The 20,093-nt window shown below is 37.6% G+C and carries 13 protein-coding genes; 7 read left to right on the top strand and 6 right to left on the bottom strand.

Annotation, left to right across the window (positions count from 1 at the left end; translation table 11 throughout):
- Positions 1 to 10: 10 nt before the first annotated feature.
- The 6 genes from ABN099_RS07100 to mltF form a co-directional block, all read right to left on the bottom strand.
- On the bottom strand, positions 11 to 571 hold the full coding sequence (locus tag ABN099_RS07100; protein ID WP_349462948.1) for a fimbrial protein: 561 nt from the start codon (positions 569 to 571) through the stop codon (positions 11 to 13).
- Positions 571 to 1,641, bottom strand: coding sequence for a fimbrial protein (locus ABN099_RS07095; protein ID WP_349462947.1), 1,071 nt, complete (start codon positions 1,639 to 1,641; stop codon positions 571 to 573). Before ABN099_RS07095 ends, ABN099_RS07100 begins: the two co-directional genes overlap by 1 nt.
- A 25-nt stretch (positions 1,642 to 1,666) precedes the next feature.
- Positions 1,667 to 2,431 (bottom strand): fimbrial biogenesis chaperone, encoded by a 765-nt coding sequence (locus tag ABN099_RS07090; protein WP_349462946.1) that lies wholly within the window; start codon positions 2,429 to 2,431, stop codon positions 1,667 to 1,669.
- Positions 2,432 to 2,460: 29 nt separating this feature from the next.
- Complete coding sequence (locus ABN099_RS07085; RefSeq protein WP_349462945.1) at positions 2,461 to 4,947, bottom strand: fimbria/pilus outer membrane usher protein; 2,487 nt, start codon at positions 4,945 to 4,947, stop codon at positions 2,461 to 2,463.
- A gap of 176 nt (positions 4,948 to 5,123) precedes the next feature.
- Positions 5,124 to 5,672 (bottom strand): fimbrial protein, encoded by a 549-nt coding sequence (locus tag ABN099_RS07080; RefSeq protein WP_349462944.1) that lies wholly within the window; start codon positions 5,670 to 5,672, stop codon positions 5,124 to 5,126.
- Positions 5,673 to 6,466: 794 nt separating this feature from the next.
- Positions 6,467 to 7,945 carry a membrane-bound lytic murein transglycosylase MltF gene (mltF, locus tag ABN099_RS07075; protein ID WP_349462943.1) on the bottom strand — a complete coding sequence of 493 codons (1,479 nt, stop codon included), beginning with the start codon at positions 7,943 to 7,945 and terminating at the stop codon, positions 6,467 to 6,469.
- Between the two features lie 264 nt (positions 7,946 to 8,209).
- On the opposite strand from mltF, the gene purL reads away from it, so the two are divergent.
- From purL to ABN099_RS07040, 7 genes are all read left to right on the top strand, one after another.
- Positions 8,210 to 12,100 carry a phosphoribosylformylglycinamidine synthase gene (gene purL, locus ABN099_RS07070; RefSeq protein ID WP_349462942.1) on the top strand — a complete coding sequence of 1,297 codons (3,891 nt, stop codon included), beginning with the start codon at positions 8,210 to 8,212 and terminating at the stop codon, positions 12,098 to 12,100.
- Between the two features lie 699 nt (positions 12,101 to 12,799).
- Entirely contained in the window at positions 12,800 to 14,248 is a 1,449-nt protein-coding gene (locus tag ABN099_RS07065; RefSeq protein WP_349462941.1) for a sensor histidine kinase, read from the top strand.
- Positions 14,248 to 15,297, top strand: coding sequence for a two-component system QseEF-associated lipoprotein QseG (gene qseG, locus ABN099_RS07060; RefSeq protein ID WP_349462940.1), 1,050 nt, complete (start codon positions 14,248 to 14,250; stop codon positions 15,295 to 15,297). The genes ABN099_RS07065 and qseG overlap by 1 nt, the downstream gene beginning before the upstream one ends.
- A gap of 11 nt (positions 15,298 to 15,308) precedes the next feature.
- The gene (gene glrR / locus ABN099_RS07055; RefSeq protein ID WP_349462939.1) at positions 15,309 to 16,646 is read left to right on the top strand and encodes a two-component system response regulator GlrR; all 1,338 of its coding nucleotides are present in this window, start codon (positions 15,309 to 15,311) and stop codon (positions 16,644 to 16,646) included.
- Between the two features lie 74 nt (positions 16,647 to 16,720).
- Entirely contained in the window at positions 16,721 to 18,337 is a 1,617-nt protein-coding gene (locus tag ABN099_RS07050; protein ID WP_349462938.1) for an NAD+ synthase, read from the top strand.
- Positions 18,338 to 18,352: 15 nt separating this feature from the next.
- Positions 18,353 to 18,691, top strand: coding sequence for a nitrogen regulatory protein P-II (gene glnB / locus ABN099_RS07045; RefSeq protein WP_129037242.1), 339 nt, complete (start codon positions 18,353 to 18,355; stop codon positions 18,689 to 18,691).
- 357 nt (positions 18,692 to 19,048) lie between these two features.
- Entirely contained in the window at positions 19,049 to 19,639 is a 591-nt protein-coding gene (locus tag ABN099_RS07040) for a hypothetical protein (RefSeq protein WP_349463124.1), read from the top strand.
- Positions 19,640 to 20,093 lie beyond the last annotated feature (454 nt).

Below are 20,093 nucleotides of genomic sequence, written 5' to 3'. Positions count from 1 at the left end.
TTAGTGTTTATTATTGATAATTCAAAGTATAGGTTGCTTGTGCTTGAAAAGGTCCCGTTAAGACAGTCTGATTTTTAATCGCGCTGGGTGAGGCTTCAACGTAAGCCATAAAGTTAAATTGAATACGCTGGTGATTAAGAAGTCGAGTTGAACTCGGCTTTTTTAATTGGATGATATTGCGATAAGCATCAGTAAATACAATACCAATACTTTTGGGATCTTCAGATCCTGTTCCCACTACCGCTAAATGGTTTGACATTGTTGAATGTTCTTTGCCATCGAGTGTAATAGTCACACTTTTATAAATATCTTGGCTGCAATTTTCTAGGCTAATGCTAAAAGGTATTGGTTCTGATTTTTTAAAAGAATAAAGTTCACTGGCTGAAATCTGTTTGAAATCTACCATTTTATTTTCATCGCCAGCAACAATAGTGCACCCATGAGCGACAACCACACCTTTAAATTCCATATCACCACCAATTAATTCTGTTGCAGAATAGGTTGATGGGGATAACAGTAATAGAAACGATGTAATAGTACTTGTTATTGATATTCTTATTGTTTTTTTCATCACATAAATTCCGCAACAAGTGTGGCATGAGCAGAAAACTCACCTTCAGTAATTTTGCTGCCGGCTTTTGCAATTGGTGCCGCAGTCACTTCCCAATTACCTGTAAAATTATTTAATTTTCCCACAGAAAAATATTTATTAGGCGCAACAATAGCACCTGATTTATCTCTTAAAACAATACCTAGGTTTGTTCTATCTACAGGACCCGTTGTGCCTAAATAATCAGCGTTAAAACTGGCAACGCCAGAACTTCCGGTTTGAACTTTAAACATAATTCGGCTGTTTGGGTTGGTAAAACTACCCCCTTCGCACTTTATTGGAATATTTCGGGTAATTTTGTAGTTTTGACCATTTAAATACTCAGAAGTATTACCCACATTGCCAAAATCAAAAGTAATAGGTGAGCCGTTATTAAAGGTACATTTATCTTCAGTCGTTAATATGCCTGAACTAATCACTAATTTTGATATGGGTTCTGGACCATATTCTTGATACAAACCATTACCTACACGGGCATACATCTGTGCAACGGCTTGACCAGTTAAAGAAACCCCATTAATAATCGGTTTTTTCAAACGAAAGACTAAAACACCACTACCACCAGAGTACATATTGGGTTTTGGTGATTCAGGCACTCGGCACCCTTGTTGCCAGTTTACGTGGTTGGGTTTTTCAATAAATGGAACGGTAGGAAGAGAGTCAGGCCCCCAAATCGAAAATTTAATTTGCACATCAACATATTCGTTGAGTTCATAAAAATTTCGACCTAAATAACGCAGATCTGAATCTGCTTTAAAGTATGTTCTTGATTGAGGGACTAAAGGATCTTTAGGGCAATAAACCGTTGCAACATAAAGTTCATTCAAAGAAAACTTCACCGTAGCGGTTTCGCCAGGACGATTACGTGGAAATGTCGTGTTATCTAAGTGAACTTGAAAAATATTAGGTCCTCCTATTGTGCGTACTTCACCATGAATATATGCATAAGCCGCAAGAGGGGGACACAACAGCGCGCCAGTAAAAAATATTTTTAGTGTATTGAAATAAAAATTACAGTGATTTGATTTCATTTTATTCCTACCGGCGTTGAGTTAATTAATATTTAGGTTGCTGTTCTTTTGGTGCCACTTTACAGCTGTCTTGCTGACATAAAAATTTCAATTCAGGGTGTCCACCGTAGTCGTTTACATACATCATATAAAATTGATTAACGTTACTGGTTTTAACCGGAATATCTAATGAAGCTTTAGGTGCAACCATTAAGCCAGGAAAAGTGGTTAATTTATCGTTATCTTCACCATTTAACTTATTAGAAAGACCAATAATGGTGATGTAATAAGGTGTTGGGTTTTCAGCAACAAACTTATTACCTTGTTTTTTAAATATTAATTGATCTTGCCAAACCATACCCGGTTTTTCAGGCGTTATAGCCGTTGGGCGATAAAAGAGTTTTATGCGTGATTGCATCGCCATCTGTAATACGTTGGCTTGTTTTGGTGCCGGTGGAATTTCACGAACATTAAGATAAAACAGTGATTCTCTATCTTGTGGTAACAGACCAATTTCTGCTGTTTTAGTTATCCTTACTACACCTTTTTGATCGCCATCAAGACGTTGTAAAGGAGGTAAAGCAACTAAAGGTGATGAAATCTTTTGTCCATTCTCATTTTCAACCCATGATTGAGCTAAAAAAGGAATATCTGGACTGGTGTTTTTTAGGTTTACACTTGCCGAGTTTTCATTACCCGTTAAAACAATACGCGTTCTGTCTAATGACACTCCCGCTTGAGTAGCGCTAACCACACTTAATGCGAATAGTGATCCACAAAATAAAGTTTTCAGTATATTGAATGAGTTCATACAATTATCTCTGTTATTCATTTTATTCATTAATGTCCCTGACATAAAAGTGATTCACGTTTCAGTGGATCTGTAATTTGAGCTGGCATCGTAATCGAGCATTGAGTTTTACCATCCCAAATTACGTTTAATGATTCATTTAAGCTAACACCTGCAATATAAACTAAGCCATCTTCCATCACCATGCCCATATTTTCACCCTCTGTATTGGTTACTTCAGCACCAAATGGTGGATATTTATGGTCTGTGGTTTGTAAAATCGCCATTAAACGTTCACCTTTACGAACAGGGAAAACGTAATAACCAATGGCACCTTCGGTTAACGTTGCTGATGTTATTGCTTTACGTGTTTCAATATCTGAATCCATTTTATCAACATCGATTCGAGCATCAATATTGTTATAACTTGTTAGGTCAGTTAACACACCAATTCCAAATAAGTTGGTAGTGGTACTACGATTATTAAATGGCACACCAGCTACACCATCAGTATCAACCATCATGCGAGCAGTACTTGATGTCATACTACTACTGTGTAACGCAGCACCATGGCGAGTTGCTGTAAATCCACCCTTGATGGTTGCACCAACTGCCGTATAGTTATCTTGTTGATAGCTGGCATTAGCATTAATTTCTGCATATTGGGAACGATGCTGATAATAACCATCAGTACTGGCTTTATTATCAGAACTTAGCCCAGCACGTACACGCCATAAATTATTATAATTGCTATTATCGGAATAAGACGCCATCTGGCTCACTTTTCCATTACTGTCTTGTAGGTTGTAACCTAAGCTTTTTCCACCGCCTAATGGCAGTGAAATATTAAATGAAATATTGTCGTCGGTATCGCCTTTATGTTGAGTTCGAAATGCGGATAAACTCGTATTAATTTGGTCAATACCCATAATAGAAAAGTTGCGACTAATGGTAGCGCCAAATTGCTCTTGTGTATTTTTATCCCAATAGTTTTGATGGCGATAAGAGAGGTAAAGGGTTGTCGATTTTTCAATGTCATCAGCCCAAAAAGTTTTATTACCTGTTATGGTATACATCTCTTTTTCGTAGCCATTATTATTAATATCGTTATAACGTTCATCAATATATTGAGAGAAAGATCGGAATGTTTTTTCTGAAAAACGATAGCCTGCAAAGGTAATGGTACTGTGGTACTCATCGAATGTTTTTGCATAGTTGAGTTTAAATGACATCCCGTTAATATTTTCACTATTAAGTGTCTTACTGTAAGACTGTGTCATATCACCTGATAATGTGCCAAATCTGCCCATATCATGCCCTAACCCCATAGACCAAGCATTATAGTCTTTTGCTGTTAATAACATACCACCATAAAGTGACCATGTATTATTCATCCCCCATGAGAAATCCCCTTGATAAAAAAGAGGACCTTCCATTTTATGGTTTATCAGAGATGATTGACCAATGGATGTATTGAAACGAATAGCTCCTGGTCGAGTCATATAAGGTAAATTTGCGGTTTGTACTTGAAACTCATTTACTTTGCCGTTTTGCTCTTCAACTCTAACATCTAGTTGACCTTGCACTGTATCTTGTAGGTGTTTGATAGTAAAAGGTCCAGCAGGTACTGTGGTTTCGTAAATCAAACGACCATTTTGGGTAACGGTTACTTTGGCGTTGGTATTGGCAATACCATGAATTTCAGGTGCATAACCTTGTAACGAAGGCGGCAACATACGCTCATCACTTTGCAAATTAATCCCTGTAAAGCGAAAACTATCAAAAATCTGAGAGTTCAGATAAGTTTCCCCTAACGTCAGTTTTGCTGCGTAATCAGGTAGCGGTCTATAAGCGTAGATTTGATTCCAGTCGAAACTATTATTTGATGAATACTCAGAAGAGTAATTTCCCTGATATTCAGCGCGTAAGCGCCAATTTCCAAGATTGATACCTGTTTGGCCATAGCCTGTTAGCGAATTATTGTTATTGCCTTGATTTGGATGTGTTGAAGTCCCCGTGATAGTGTAATCAATCAGCAATCCTGAAATACCAGAATCCCAAAGTTCTGGTGGTGTCCAGTCTGTATCTTCATATTTCATTAAAGAGCGAGGAAGTGTTATGTCTAAAACACCACCATCATTCTTCACAGAGATACCCGGTAATTGGCTAATATCAAAACAATCCGGCGTTATTTCTTTGATATATTTTTGATTTTCTTCTGAAATAGTTAATTTATTTAACAATGCAGGGTCTATACAGACAGTCGAAAGATTTTTACCAACTTCAATATAATTGATGTTTTGTCTCGGGAAGTCTCTGCCATTTAGACGAATATCTAAATAGTACATACCAGGAATAACGTAATTAGAGGTAGCAAAACGAGAGAGATCAACGTTATCTCTATCTTCGGCGTCTAGCATATGAATGTTAAATTCCACAGAGTCGTCTTGCTCTGCTTGAGCGAAAAACGCTAAGCAAAATAGCAAAAGGGCACAACTGTATTTCCATATTGTGCTATGTGAAAAAGAAATTAACATAAACAAACGCCTAATTTATTATTTTTAATAAAAAGTAATTAAATAATAAATATTTATTTAATTACTTTTTCATTTTTATATTTAATTAATTTAAGAGTTTTATTGAATTTAACGCAGAGGGATCCCTCTGCGTTATTGCAGTAATTAATCTTTATTTATTTAATTAAATAAAAGTATTACTGATAATCAACTTGGAAGTTAATTACGGCTTGGAATTCACCTGGTGTTACAGCGGCATCAGCTGCTTCTGCTTGTACGTAAGCAACGAATGGAATTTTAGAAACACCATTAACTAATTGTACAGGTGTTGTTGCTGTATTCCATTTTACCGCTTTGCTTGATGCATCCATTAAACCGATACCCGCGCCAGAAGCTGAGCCTGATACAAAAGAAGCTAAGTCTTTATTCGCTGGGTTTACAACACTTGGGGTGTAGCTAACAGTAGCGGTTTTTGCTACGGTAGTATCACAGTCTTGTAATTCGATATCTTTTTTGATGTTACCCGCTTTTTGCATATTTGCTAATGCAGACGTTGGTATTTCACTGAAGTCAACAATAACTGGGCTTGATGATGCTGCTAATCCACAAGCTGAATTAACAATTTCACCTTTTAATTGAATTTCGCCTTTAGTAGCACCAACTTTTGGCGCAGGAGTTTCAGCTGTTGCAACAGAATTAATACCAAAAACTAAAGCCGCAGCTAAAGCAATTTTACTCAGTTTCATTATAGATAATCCCTTGAAGATCGTATGTGTTATTATTAATAAGCAATAATATTTGTTACTGAATACAAAAATTGATTTGCATTATATTTCGAGTTGTTTCGAATAATGACTGGTTTATATGATATCAATAAACTCATCTGATTTGATATAACGTTTTGTCAGTTTCCTCAATTTTCATATTTAATCTTGCCTATTCCATATTAATAGAGTTTTCTATAAGTTTATTCTTTTTATTACTCAATTTATGGGTGAAAAAGTTCATCGGGCAGATAAACTTAATAGATATAATAATTAACATTATATTAACTTTACAAAGAGTAATGTTATTAACATAACGTTAAGAAAATTAATAAAACAAATAATAGAATATCATAAAGTATATATTTCAATAATTTAGATGTTAATAGTATAGTGGCTAGGTTAATTTTTACTTTGAAATAAGTTTTTCATAGAAAAGCAATCATAAAAGGAACAATAACAGATGAGATAATTCCTACGTATTTAAGTTCATTTTTTCTTATATATTGCTTATTCTGATGCTCTTAAAAAGACTTGTTAGGTGATTTTTAGTCCATGTTACTCATAGGATGAGTGATTTTAAGCAAAAAATGTTACATTTTTTAACATGACTTTTGGCACTAACATATAAAATAAAAGATAAAAAATGTAACAAATTTTGACTTGAAAATAGTGTAACGGTGTCTATTCAACAAAAGGTTTTTTGATAGAAAAAAGGGAACAGTTTGGATTGAAAATTAGATTGATAAATAGCCTCTATAAAAGAGGCTCTTATACTAAGGATTACTTGCGGCAGTTTCTTGTACTAACGAAGATACGGTTTCTGTTTGTTCTTCGTTTTCATCTTTATTTTTATCTTTAGATAGAATTTTATTTTTACTCTCTTTAGCCTGTAAATAACCCACAAGACTAAGTTGGTAGCGACGAATATTTTCTACATAGCGGTAAGCTTCGTGTCCTCTTGCGTAACCATAAGGAAGATCAACGTAATATTTCTTTTGGCTAAGTAATGGTAAGCGAGATTTAACATCCAACCAGCTATTAGGATCGGCACCTTGTTGCTCGGTAAGCCGTCTAGCATCCAACATATGACCAAAACCAATATTATATGCAGCGAGCGCAAACCAGATTTTTTCGTCTTCAGGTATTGTTTCAGGTAGGCGTGATAACAGATATTTAAGGTATTGTGCTCCACCTCGAACACTCTCTTCAGGATCTAGCCTATCACTTACTCCCATGCTTGATGCTGTTGGTCGTGTTAGCATCATTAAGCCTCTAACGCCTGTTGGAGAGGTTGCGTGAGGATCCCAATGTGATTCTTGCCAAGCAATAGCAGCGAGTAATCGCCAATCAAATGTATCAGCATATTTTTCAAATAATGGTTGATAATTTGGTAAAACGGAATCAATTGCAGTGATAAAAGAGATAGTATCAAAATAATCAAATGAGCCAACATGACCAAAGTATTTCTCTTCAAGCCTTGCGAGTACATCTTCTTGAGAAAGCTGATTGAAGTAATCTAACATAGCTGCATATAGGCTATTATCATCGCTATCAGGAAGATACCACGTTAAAGGTTGACTCTCTGTGACTTCAAATCCAACAGCCACATTGGGGTGGATCCGTTGTTGAACAGCAACACTGATAGAATCAGCTAATACATAGGTAATTTTACCTTCAGAGAGCGCTTCTAAAAGCTGAGAGGTCGTTTGTGTTTGTGACTCTTCCCATTCGAGTTCAGGATATTGTGTCTCTTTTAGCGTTCGTAATAAGCTGGCATGAGCGGATCCCGCACTGACAACGAGTCGACCATTTAAAGTATCAAAACTTCGTGGTCGTAATGTGCCTTTACGGTAAATAAGTTGTTGAGAGACAGAAAAATAAGCCGGACCGCTTCGAGTCGTGTCTAATCTCTCCTTATTATAAAGTAATCCGGCTGCAATAAAGTCGGCTTTGTTATTCTCCAGATCATCAAAGATTTGGTTGATATTTGTCCGCATATTAACGACAAGCTTCACGCCTAAGTAATCAGCAAAGCGTTTCACTAATTCATAATCGAAACCTACGGGGTCCTTTTTGTCATTCATCGTTATCAATGGTGAAGGCATAGTACTAATTCGCAGCTCACCACGAGATAAAATCTTATTTATCTGCGCTTTTTGCCTATCAGGCCATGTGATGTTCAGGGCGATAATTGCCGCTGAAAAAAGCGCGATGATAACGATAACGAAATAGTTAATCCTTATATTATTCAATAGGTTGTTTCTCGTTAACGTTGTTTATTATTGTGTGTAAAGTAGTCATTTTAACATGGATAAATTTCCAGTAATTGAGCATTCTGCTTAACATATTGCTAAGACGCAACTTGATTACACCAATTAATCATTAAAACACTCTAAGTTAAATGCCGTTATTTTGTTCACGCAAACGGTTTCGTCTGAGCGGTTATTCTATTATACTAGGCGCGTTTCCCCTGAATGACCGTTCAGATTAGCTGCTAAAAGAGAGAACTCAATACTATGGAAATCCTGCGTGGCTCCCCGGCTTTGTCCGCATTTCGTATTAATAAACTATTAACACAATGTCAGGAAAATCATCTTCCTGTCCGAGGTATTTATGCGGAGTTTGTCCATTTCGCCAAAGTGGAAGGGCAGTTATCTGAAGATGACCAAATTAAATTAAGCCAATTATTGCATTATGGACCTTCATTAACAGAGCATGAACTTGTTGGGGAAATGCGAGTGGTTACGCCTCGCCCTGGAACTATTTCACCATGGTCTTCTAAAGCGACAGATATTGCGCATAACTGCGGATTAGCAAGTATTGTTAGAATTGAACGAGGCATGGCTTACTTTATTGATTGCGATGCAATGACTGAAGCACAGTGGCAGCTGTTTTATGGTTTGATTCATGACCGTATGATGGAAACCATCTTCTTAAATTATCAAGATGCACACGCACTTTTTTCAGTGCAAACCCCCGCGCCATTCAAAACGATTGATGTTTTGGCAAAAGGTAAAGAAGCACTGGTACGTGCAAATATAGCAATGGGGCTCGCACTTGCTGACGACGAAGTCGATTATTTAGTCGATGCTTTTAAGCGATTACAACGCAACCCAACAGATGTTGAGCTTTATATGTTTGCACAAGCCAACTCAGAGCATTGCCGCCATAAAATATTCAATGCTGATTGGATTATCGATGGTCAATCGCAAGAAAAATCATTATTCAAAATGATTAAGAATACCTTTGAGCAGACACCTGATTATGTTATGTCTGCTTATAAAGATAATGCCGCTGTTATGGAAGGCTCTGTTGCTGGTCGCTTCTATCCTGATGCAAAAAAAGGGCATTATCATTATCACCAAGAGCCCGTCCATATTTTGATGAAAGTTGAAACTCACAACCATCCAACAGCAATTTCTCCTTGGCCAGGAGCAGCAACAGGTTCTGGTGGAGAGATTCGTGATGAAGGCGCAACTGGTCGTGGTGCAAAACCAAAAGCTGGACTTGTGGGTTTTTCTGTCTCTAACTTACGTATTCCGGGTTTTGAACAGCCATGGGAAGAAGATTTTGGCAAACCAGAGCGTATCGTTAATGCTTTAGACATTATGACCGAAGGACCTCTTGGTGGCGCGGCATTTAATAATGAATTTGGTCGCCCAGCCTTACTTGGTTATTTCAGAACGTATGAAGAACAAGTTAATAGCCATAATGGCATTGAAATTCGTGGTTACCATAAACCGATTATGCTCGCTGGTGGTATTGGTAATATTCGTGAAGACCACGTGCAGAAAGGGGAAATCACTGTTGGCGCTAAGTTAATTGTACTTGGTGGACCATCAATGAATATCGGTCTTGGTGGCGGTGCTGCATCTTCAATGACATCAGGTCAATCTGATGCTGATTTAGACTTTGCTTCTGTTCAACGTGATAACCCTGAAATGGAACGTCGTTGCCAAGAAGTTATCGACCGTTGTTGGCAGTTAGGGAGTGATAACCCGATTCTATTTATTCATGATGTGGGTGCTGGTGGTCTTTCGAATGCAATGCCTGAATTAGTGAATGATGGTGGTCGAGGTGGTCGTTTTGAACTGCGTGATGTATTAAATGACGAACCAGGCATGAGCCCACTTGAGATTTGGTGTAACGAATCTCAAGAGCGCTATGTATTAGCTGTATCACCAGAAAAAATGCCTCTATTTGATGCGTTATGTCAACGTGAAAGAGCGCCTTATGCGGTTATTGGTGAAGCAACACAAGAGCGTGATCTGGTATTAAACGATGCGCATTTTGATAATCAGCCAATCGATATGCCTTTAGATATTCTATTAGGTAAAGCGCCAAAAATGTTGCGAGATGTTAAAACACTCAAAACAGCTGGCGACTATTTAGAACGCAAAGAAATTGATTTAAAAGATGCGGTATATCGTGTTCTACATCTTCCTGCTGTAGCTGAAAAAACCTTTTTAATCACCATTGGTGACCGTACTGTTACAGGTATGGTTGCACGGGATCAAATGGTTGGACCTTGGCAAATACCTGTTGCTAACTGCGCTGTCACTACTGCTACACTAGATAGCTATTATGGTGAAGTGATGTCGATAGGTGAAAGAGCACCTATCGCACTGTTAGATTTTGCGGCATCGGCGCGTATGGCGGTTGGCGAAGCGTTAACCAATATGGCTGGTGCTGATGTTCAAGCATTAAAACGCATTAAACTATCAGCTAACTGGATGTCAGCAGCAGGTCATCCTGGTGAAGATGCGGGTCTATATGATGCAGTAAAAGCCGTGGGGGAAGAGCTATGTCCTGAACTGGAAATCACTATTCCAGTCGGTAAAGATTCGATGTCGATGAAAACACGTTGGCAAGACGACAATGGTGAAACAAAAGAAGTTACTTCACCGCTCTCTTTAGTGATAACCGCATTTTCACGAGTTGAAGATGTACGCAAAACAGTAACACCAGAATTATCTACTCAAGCAGGAAACCGCTTATACCTAATTGATTTAGGTAATGGGCATAATGCATTAGGTGCAACCGCATTAGCTCAGGTTTATCGCCAATTAGGTCAAAAGGCGGCTGATATTCGTAATGTTGAACAATTAAAACAGTTCTTCAATGCAATGCAGCAACTAGTAAATGAAGGCAAGTTACTCGCTTATCATGACCGTTCTGATGGTGGTCTATTTGTTACATTAGCAGAGATGGCATTTGCAGGGCATTGTGGTTTAAATGTTGATATTAGCGCTTATGATGAAGATATTCTTGCTGGGTTATTTAATGAAGAACTTGGCGGTGTTATTCAAATCAGTGAACAACATCAAGAAGCAGTAGAAGCACTGTTTACTGAGGTAGGTTTATCCGATTGCTTACACTATTTAGGTCAAGCAACACAAAGTGATGACATTGTTATCCATAGCCGCGAAACCGAAGTTTATCATGAAAAACGCAGTACATTACGCATGTGGTGGGCTGAAACAACATGGCAAATGCAACGTCTGCGTGATAATCCTGAATGTGCAGATGAAGAACATAATGCGAAGCAAGATCGTAATGATCCGGGATTAAATGTTCACCTTACTTTTGATCCAACTGAAGATATCGCAGCACCTTATATAGCAACAGGAAGTCGTCCTCGCATTGCGGTATTAAGAGAACAAGGTGTTAACTCTCATGTAGAAATGGCTGCGGCATTTGATAGAGCAGGTTTTGATGCTATCGATGTGCATATGAGTGATTTACATTCAGCGCAGCGTTCATTAGCTGACTTTGATGTGCTGGTGGCATGTGGTGGTTTCTCTTATGGTGACGTGTTAGGGGCAGGTGAAGGTTGGGCGAAATCTATTTTATTCAATTCGCGTTTACGTGATGAGTTTGCTCAATTCTTTGAGCGCCAAGATACTTTATCTCTTGGCGTCTGTAATGGTTGCCAGATGATGTCTACATTATCTGAACTTATTCCGGGTGCTGATTTATGGCCTCGTTTTGTTCGTAACCGTTCAGAGCGTTTTGAAGCACGCTTTAGCTTAGTTAAAGTGACTGAAAGCCCATCATTACTGTTACAAGGCATGGTAGGTTCACAAATGCCAATTGCGGTTTCTCATGGTGAAGGTTTTGCTGAATTCCGCTCTGCGAAACAAGTTGCTCAATTAGAAGCACAAAACTTAGTTGGGTTACGTTTTGTTGACCATTATGGTAAGCCGACAGAACAATATCCATTAAACCCAAATGGTTCAGTAAAAGGGATAACCGCAGTAACAACGCCTGATGGTCGTTCAACTATAATGATGCCACATCCAGAACGTGTATTTAGAACCGTGAGTAACTCATGGCACCCTGAGAATTGGGGAGAAGATAGTCCATGGATGCGTTTATTCCGTAATGCGAGAAAGCAGTTTGATTAATTAACAGTATGATGAGTTAACTGTCTGATTAGTTATAAATAGAAAAACCTCTACTTAAGTAGGGGTTTTATTTTATTGATAATTAAGCATTATTTTTATGTTGTATAAAAACAACGACATTTAACATTCTTACTGTCTCTATTTGGCGACATTTAATTAATTGAATTATAATGATTAATTAAATTTAGTATAACTCTGTCTGCATATAGAGACAGCTTGTTTGTTTTTTGACTGAATAAAAAAAGGTATTAAGTAATAAATTAAGAGGGTGTTTTTATTTTCTCTTTAAAAACATGACGTTGTTGGTTTACTTTAAAAGTTGGCATGCATTGTGCATTATAGTAATCAGTTGCTCATTCAACTTTTTATGTCGGTCCACAATATGGGTGGGAACATACCACATAAGCCAGGAATGACGCCAGAGTAAGGTGCCTACCGTCCAACATCATGATACTCGTCTTCGGACCTTATCAAACACAGGGCGACACGTGGAGTGAGGCACCACCTTCATTCTCTTTTAAAGAAAAAAGAGATGAAATATTGATGAGCGGAGTATCTTGATAAGATATTCCGCTCTCCCTCTTAAAGAGCCTGTCAAATTTCCCATCTTATGTTCGTTTATCTTACCTAATTTTCAAAGTCGGACTTTTTTCTTGTTTTCAAGTCATGTAGCATCGCATTACTCTAATAGGTGTTGAGATGATTTCATTGAAAAAGTGGCGTATTTTTCCCCGTTCTTTAAGACAGCTTGTCATCATGGCATTTTGGATGGTGCTATTACCTCTGTTGGTACTGGCTTATCAGGCTTATCAAAGTCTTGATCAACTCAGTAATCAAGCGGCTATTACTAATAAAAATGCACTCGCTGATACTGAGCGTAGTGAAGTAATGCGAAATTTAGCCATAGAAATGGAAGGAAACTACCGACGATATTGTGTGTTACGCGATAAAACTGATGAAAATATGTATCAGCAGCGCTATCAGCAATATGCCAAAATGTTCTCTACACTCCAACAAACTATTATCTCACTCTCTGCCTCTAAAGAAGCTGAAGTGCTTAATTCCTCACTGGCAAAACTCAAACTCATTCAATGTGAAAACAGCGAACCAACGCAAGAGATGCAGCAAGCGTTAGAACAGTTCTCTTATGCTAATAACCGTATTGTTGTTTTAACAAAAGAAATTATTTTTAATCGCGGTGAGCAACTGCAAATGGCGATAGCGGAGAAAGGGCGTTATTTCGGTTGGCAAAGTCTGATTGTATTTGTTTTTAGTCTTATTTTAATTGCGTTATTTACCCGAATGATTATTGGTCCTGTAAAACGAATCGAAAAAATGATCAATCGATTAGGCGAAGGGCGAACATTAAGTAATAATCTTGATGCTTTTCAAGGTCCAAGAGAGTTACGTTCTTTAGCTCAGCGAATTATTTGGTTAAGCGAACGCTTGGCTTGGCTAGAGTCGCAACGCCATGAGTTTTTACGACATATCTCACATGAATTGAAAACACCTTTAGCAAGTATGCGTGAAGGTACAGAATTATTAGCTGATGAGGTTGCAGGACCTTTAACGCTTGATCAAAAAGAAGTGGTGTCAATCCTTGATAACAGTAGTAAACAACTTCAATTGTTGATTGAGCAATTATTAGATTATAACCGTAAGCTTTCTGAAGTTCCTCAACAAATAGAAGAAGTCAATCTTACTGATTTGATAAATGATGTAGTATTAGCGCACAGCTTACCTGCCAGAGCGAAAGATATTAAGACGATAATTTCGTTAAATCTGACAAAATGTCGTGCAGAAGCCACATTATTATCTAGAGTTATCGACAATCTCTACTCGAATGCGGTGCACTATGGCGCTGAATCGGGTAATATCTGGATCTCTAGTTATCAAGTTGAACAGAAAATAGTTATTGATATAGCCAACAAAGGCACACCTATTCCAGAATCAGAACAAAAAATGATTTTTGAGCCGTTTTTCCAAGGTACGCTACTGCGTAAAGGGGCGGTAAAAGGAAGTGGTTTAGGATTGAGCATTGCTCATGATTGTATCAAAAGAATGGATGGTGAATTAAACGTCGTTCCTTCTGACTATGCTGATGTCTGTTTTCGTATTGAACTACCGCTACTTTCTGAGAATAAATAATGCAAATCAGGTCACAATTACAAGTGTCTGCTCATCATGGGCATATAAAAATAAACAAAAAGACGCTTAGTGCTGAAAAATTAACTATGGCCCCTGCATCGACTAGAAAAATCGCATCAAATTGGCACTTATATCTATTGCCAATTCTACTTCCTTTTGTCCTTTCTGGATGTGTGACTAAATCACTTTCTGAAACACTAAATCCAGAACCAGAACCCCCGGTTGTTAAACAAAAAACGATAGATTATCGCTGGGCTGAATGTAAAACCTTAAGCGCATTTTATGATGAAGGGATTAATAATGCTCTCTATTGGTTGCGTACCATAGAGTGTACCAACCGCATCATGACGACAGAAGCGCAGCGCCAAGCAAGTCGTGTTGTAGTAACGGGGTGGGACAATGCTTTTTATAAGAGCATTCTATTAGAACGCGCAGGAATGACTATTGCTGAGCGTCGAACTCAATTGGTGCTACTCGAAAGTTATAAGTTACAATTTCCTAGCTCTATGCGTGTTCTTTTATCCACTTGGATTGAAAATCAGACATTAATTTTATCTTTAGCGGAAGAAAAAAATCGCTATCGTCGTTTTTCTACCGAAACTGAAAATAGAATAGAGTTACTGAAAAAAGAGAATGTAGCGCTAGAACATGAATTAAAAATCACCTTGAAGAAGCTGGAAAATCTGACACAAATTGAGCGTCAATTATCAAGTCGAAAACAAGGAACATCGGTTGATACATTATCGTCAGACAGTACACTTTCTGAAGCCGCTTCAACATCAGCTGAAAACAACAGTGTAGAAAATCCGACAACAACGCCACCAACTACAGCGGAAACTACCGTTGAAAAGAGCGCAGAGGCAGCAAGTTCTACGCAATCGATAACTGTGGATCCTCAAAACAGTAAGCCACAAGCAGATAAACCCGATACAGTGACAACGGCAGCAAAACCTGAACCAAGTAAACCTGAACAAGTTAAAACAGAACCGGCTAAAGTCGGTACTGATAAACCAGCGACAGAAAAACCAACTGAAGCAGGATCTAAATAAGGAGAACGTGCATGGCTGGCCATAAATCAGCAAATCTTTTGCTTGTAGATGATGATCCCGGGTTATTAAAATTACTGGGTATGCGATTAACAAGTGAAGGTTTTCATATCTTTACCGCTGAAAGTGGGCAAGAAGCACTAAAACTTCTATTAAAAGAAAAAATAGACCTTGTTATCAGCGATTTACGTATGGATGAGATGGACGGAATGGCGTTGTTTGCTGAAATTCAGCGTCAACAACCCGGAATGCCCGTGATTATTCTAACTGCACATGGTTCTATTCCTGATGCTGTTGCTGCAACACAACAAGGTGTATTTAGCTTTTTAACCAAACCAGTAGACCGAGATGCGCTGTATAAAGCAATTGATGAGGCTTTAGAGTTAGTCACAACGGTTTCAGATGAAGAGTGGTCAAAAGATATTGTCACTCGTAGCCCACAAATGCTGCGCTTATTAGAACAAGCTAAACTTGTCGCTCAATCAGATGTTAGTGTATTGATTAATGGGCAAAGTGGAACAGGTAAAGAGGTACTTGCTCAAGCTATTCATCGAGCAAGTCCAAGAGCTAAAAAATCATTTATTGCAATTAACTGCGGTGCTTTACCTGAACAATTACTTGAATCTGAACTTTTTGGTCATGCTAAAGGTGCCTTTACTGGTGCTGTAAGTAGTCGTGAAGGGTTATTTCAAGCCGCAGAAGGTGGTACGCTCTTTTTAGATGAAATTGGTGATATGCCAATGCCACTGCAAGTTAAATTATTGCGAGTACTGCAAGAGCGTAAAGTACGTCCTTTGGGAAGTAATCGTGATATTGATATTGATGTTCGTATTCTTTCTGCTACGCATCGTGATTTACCAAAAGCGATGGAACGCAATGAATTTCGTGAAGATCTATTCTACCGTTTAAATGTAGTGAGTTTGCGTATTCCTACATTGAATGAAAGAGCGGAAGACATACCTGTTTTAGCTAATCATCTATTGCGAGAGTCGGCTAAACGTCATAAGCCTTTTGTCAGAAGTTTTTCAACAGATGCGATGAAATGCTTAATGGCGGCAAGTTGGCCTGGTAATGTGCGTCAGCTGGTTAACGTGATTGAACAGTGTGTTGCATTAACAACAGCACCTGTTATTAGCGAAGCGCTTGTTACTCAGGCATTGCAGGGTGAAAATACGGCGTTGCCAACCTTTGCAGAAGCAAGGGGGCATTTTGAAATGACTTATTTAAGAAAATTATTACAAATGACAAAAGGCAATGTAACTCAAGCTGCACGTATGGCTGGGCGTAATCGAACAGAATTTTATAAATTGTTATCTCGCCATGAGCTGGATCCTAATGATTTTAAAGAATAAGCTTTTCAGATAACGAATATATTTTTAAACTAACTTTCTTTTAATTAGAAAGATAGCCAGAGAGACTAATTTCTATGAGTCGTAAATTAAAGCTCGCACTTGCACAGCTAAACTGGGTTGTCGGTGATATCGAAGGCAACTGTGAACGCATGTTATCCACAGTAAAAGAGCAAGAAGACGCCGATTTAGTGCTGTTTTCTGAACTCGCTTTATGTGGCTATTCTCCTGAAGATCTTCTCTTTCGTCCTGATTTCCAACAACGGTGCGAAAAACAACTAACTCGTTTAGAACAAGCAAGTAAAAAGATAGCGATAGTAGTTGGGCATCCTTGGTGGCAAAACGGCAATATTTATAATGCATTGTCGTTTTTCTATAAGGGTGAATTACAGGCGCGTTATTTTAAACAGCAGTTACCTAATTACGGTGTATTTGATGAAAAAAGATATTTTCAGCCGGGTAATGAACGTTGTGTTGTCCCTTTCAAAGGCTATCACTTAGGTTTATTGATTTGTGAAGATATCTGGATTAATGAACCTATTGATGCGCTAAAACAAGCAGGCGCTGATTTAGTATTATCCATTAATGCGTCTCCTTATAGTCGTGAAAAACCCCATATTCGTACTCAACTGATAAAAGAGCATTGCCAAAGAACACACCTTCCGGTGGTTTATCTTAACCAAATTGGTGGTCAAGATGAGTTAGTTTTTGATGGTTGTTCTAAAGTATTTGATGAACGCGGTGCTATTACGCATCGTTTAGCCGCATTTGATGAACAAACCACCACCGTTGAATTTGACGAATTGACTATTATTCCGATGGTAGATCTTGCTCCGGAACTTTCACCGTTAGCACAAGTTTATCAAGCATTGGTGTTGGCGACGCGAGACTACGTAACTAAAAATGGTTTTAATGGCGCTATTTTAGGTTTATCAGGTGGAATTGACTCAGGTTTAACCGTTGCAATCGCTACTGATGCATTAGGTAAAGAGCATGTTCAAGCAGTAATGATGCCATTTCGCTATACGTCCGAAATGAGTATTCATGATGCGAAAGAACAGGCTGATTTATTAGATGTTGAGTTTGATACCGTCTCGATAGAACCTATGTTTGATGCTTTTATGGCGCAGTTAGCACCTATGTTTAAAGATACGGCAGTAGATACGACAGAAGAAAATCTGCAAGCACGTTGCCGAGCGGTTATCTTAATGGCGATGTCAAATAAGCGTCGTCGTTTAGTATTAACAACCAGTAATAAAAGTGAATCAGCAGTTGGCTATTCTACGCTTTATGGTGATATGGCGGGTGGCTTTGATGTGTTAAAAGACGTGCCTAAAACCTTAGTTTTTGCACTTTCTCAATATCGCAATACAATTTCTCCGGCTATACCACAACGTGTAATTGATAGACCACCTTCAGCAGAATTAGCACCAGGACAAACCGACCAAGATAATTTACCACCTTATGATATTCTTGATGCAATTCTTGAAGGTTATGTTGAGCAGGATAAATCCGTATCTGAGTTAGTTGCCGCTGGATTTGATGAAGATACAGTCCGAAAAGTGATAAAATTAGTCGATATTAACGAATATAAACGACGTCAAGCACCGGTAGGACCGCGTATTACGAGTCGTAATTTCGGTAAAGATCGCCGATACCCCATTACATGCGGTTTTGGTCGCAACAACTGGTAATAGCAGGATAATACGATGAAAAAGATTGAAGCGATAATTAAACCGTTTAAATTGGATGATGTTAGAGAAGCACTAGCAGAAGTTGGTATAACGGGAATGACAGTGACCGAGGTAAAAGGTTTTGGTCGCCAAAAAGGGCATACCGAGCTTTATCGTGGTGCTGAATACATGGTTGATTTTTTACCTAAAGTAAAAATTGAAATTGTCGTTTCTGATGAAATTGTTGAAAGCTGTGTTGATACTATTATGACAACAGCTCAAACAGGTAAAATTGGCGATGGTAAAATTTTTGTTTTTGATGTGAGTCGAGTTATTCGTATTCGGACGGGTGAACAAGACGAGGAAGCCATCTAAACGTTAAATAATCTACTGCTATTTTAATTATTGTCTTTTTCTAAAAAAACCGAGCGCCATATTTGGGCTCGGTTTTTTTTATTTAATTTATTATGCCTAATATTTTAGCTGTTTTTTGTATATTCATTCTTCTCTGTTTTATGTTTTACTTATTGTGCTGTTTATTTTGTTAATCATTCAGAAAATGATTTATTGTAATTTATTTGACTGATAAATATTTATTTAATGGCACAAAATGTTATTTAGTAAATCAACCAAATCGTTATTATCTACATTAAGTTTAGATTAAAAATATGGACGAAAATAATAGTGTTTAATTATTTATTGAAGCGTTTAGCGTTATTTTTATGTGCAGCAATGCTTGTAGCATTAACGACGGGATTTATTTTTATTGATATTTTGATACTGGATAATGGTATTTCAGAAACCTCTGTTACTGAGCTTGGGCAAGAGATAATCGTTGCTATTATTTGCCTCTGCTTTTTTATTAAAGCATACCTAGATAGTGAAATGCGCGGTAGTTTTACACTAATTATGGGCTTTTTCTTATGTGTTTTGATCCGTGAATTAGATGGCGTATTTGACCAATTAGCACATGGTTCGTGGATTTGGTTCGCACTAACAGTAACCTTTATTTGTATTGCTATTGCAATAAGAGAAGGTAAGAAAACCTTAAAAGGATTAATCCATTTTATCACGCACCCAAGTCATGGCATGTTGGTATCTGGTTTATTGTGTGTACTGCTTTTTTCTCGTCTATTTGGTATGGGAGAGTTATGGCGAGAACTCTTAGGCAAAGATTACAATCGAGCAGTTAAAAATATGGTAGAAGAGGGCACCGAATTATTTGGTTATACACTGTGCTTAATTAGTGTTATTTGGTATGGATTTTCGGCTAAAGATCATACTATTCCGGTCTCAATTGAGAAAAATATCATTAAATATTAATTTTCGTGAAGTTAAATAATTCTAAAAGCACTGATACATTATTCAGTGCTTTTTATTTATATCTAATTCTAATATCTATTATTAATAAATAAAAAGTTGGTGCTACTTATTCTGTAACAACAGCATGGGGACCAAAATAGTCATAATGCCGTTTGTTCTTCTCAATACCAACGTCATTGTTCCTGAATTCTTTTCATTTGGTTGTGAAATTTTATAACATATATTTTACATGCAATTTATTTTTTTTTGATTTAGTCATAAATAGTCATTTTTATTTTTTTTAAGAAAAGTTGTAATTCTTAGAGAATGATGTGGAGGGTTTGCATAATTTAGCGATATCACCCTCAAAAACAGGATTATGCACAGGATAAAATGAGGTTGTTAAAAAGTAATAAAGGTCTGTTATAATTGGTTGGCAATCGATTGCGTATTTTTTCTTTTGGGGCTATCTCAA

The sequence above is a fragment of the Proteus hauseri genome (genome assembly GCF_040139125.1).
GTDB classification, from domain to species: Bacteria; Pseudomonadota; Gammaproteobacteria; order Enterobacterales; family Enterobacteriaceae; genus Proteus; species Proteus hauseri_B.
Note: the sequence above shows the minus strand (reverse complement) of the source record. Positions and strands in the feature narration are given on the sequence as shown.

Bases quoted from the DNA above. Each gene is read 5' to 3' on its own strand.
- ABN099_RS07100 (WP_349462948.1), bottom strand. From the start codon at position 571: ATGAAAAAAACAATAAGAATATCAATAACAAGTACTATTACATCGTTT.
- ABN099_RS07095 (WP_349462947.1), bottom strand. From the start codon at position 1,641: ATGAAATCAAATCACTGTAATTTTTATTTCAATACACTAAAAATATTT.
- ABN099_RS07090 (WP_349462946.1), bottom strand. From the start codon at position 2,431: ATGAACTCATTCAATATACTGAAAACTTTATTTTGTGGATCACTATTC.
- ABN099_RS07085 (WP_349462945.1), bottom strand. From the start codon at position 4,947: ATGTTAATTTCTTTTTCACATAGCACAATATGGAAATACAGTTGTGCC.
- ABN099_RS07080 (WP_349462944.1), bottom strand. From the start codon at position 5,672: ATGAAACTGAGTAAAATTGCTTTAGCTGCGGCTTTAGTTTTTGGTATT.
- purL (WP_349462942.1), top strand. From the start codon at position 8,210: ATGGAAATCCTGCGTGGCTCCCCGGCTTTGTCCGCATTTCGTATTAAT.
- ABN099_RS07065 (WP_349462941.1), top strand. From the start codon at position 12,800: ATGATTTCATTGAAAAAGTGGCGTATTTTTCCCCGTTCTTTAAGACAG.
- qseG (WP_349462940.1), top strand. From the start codon at position 14,248: ATGCAAATCAGGTCACAATTACAAGTGTCTGCTCATCATGGGCATATA.
- glrR (WP_349462939.1), top strand. From the start codon at position 15,309: ATGGCTGGCCATAAATCAGCAAATCTTTTGCTTGTAGATGATGATCCC.
- ABN099_RS07050 (WP_349462938.1), top strand. From the start codon at position 16,721: ATGAGTCGTAAATTAAAGCTCGCACTTGCACAGCTAAACTGGGTTGTC.
- glnB (WP_129037242.1), top strand. From the start codon at position 18,353: ATGAAAAAGATTGAAGCGATAATTAAACCGTTTAAATTGGATGATGTT.
- ABN099_RS07040 (WP_349463124.1), top strand. From the start codon at position 19,049: ATGCTTGTAGCATTAACGACGGGATTTATTTTTATTGATATTTTGATA.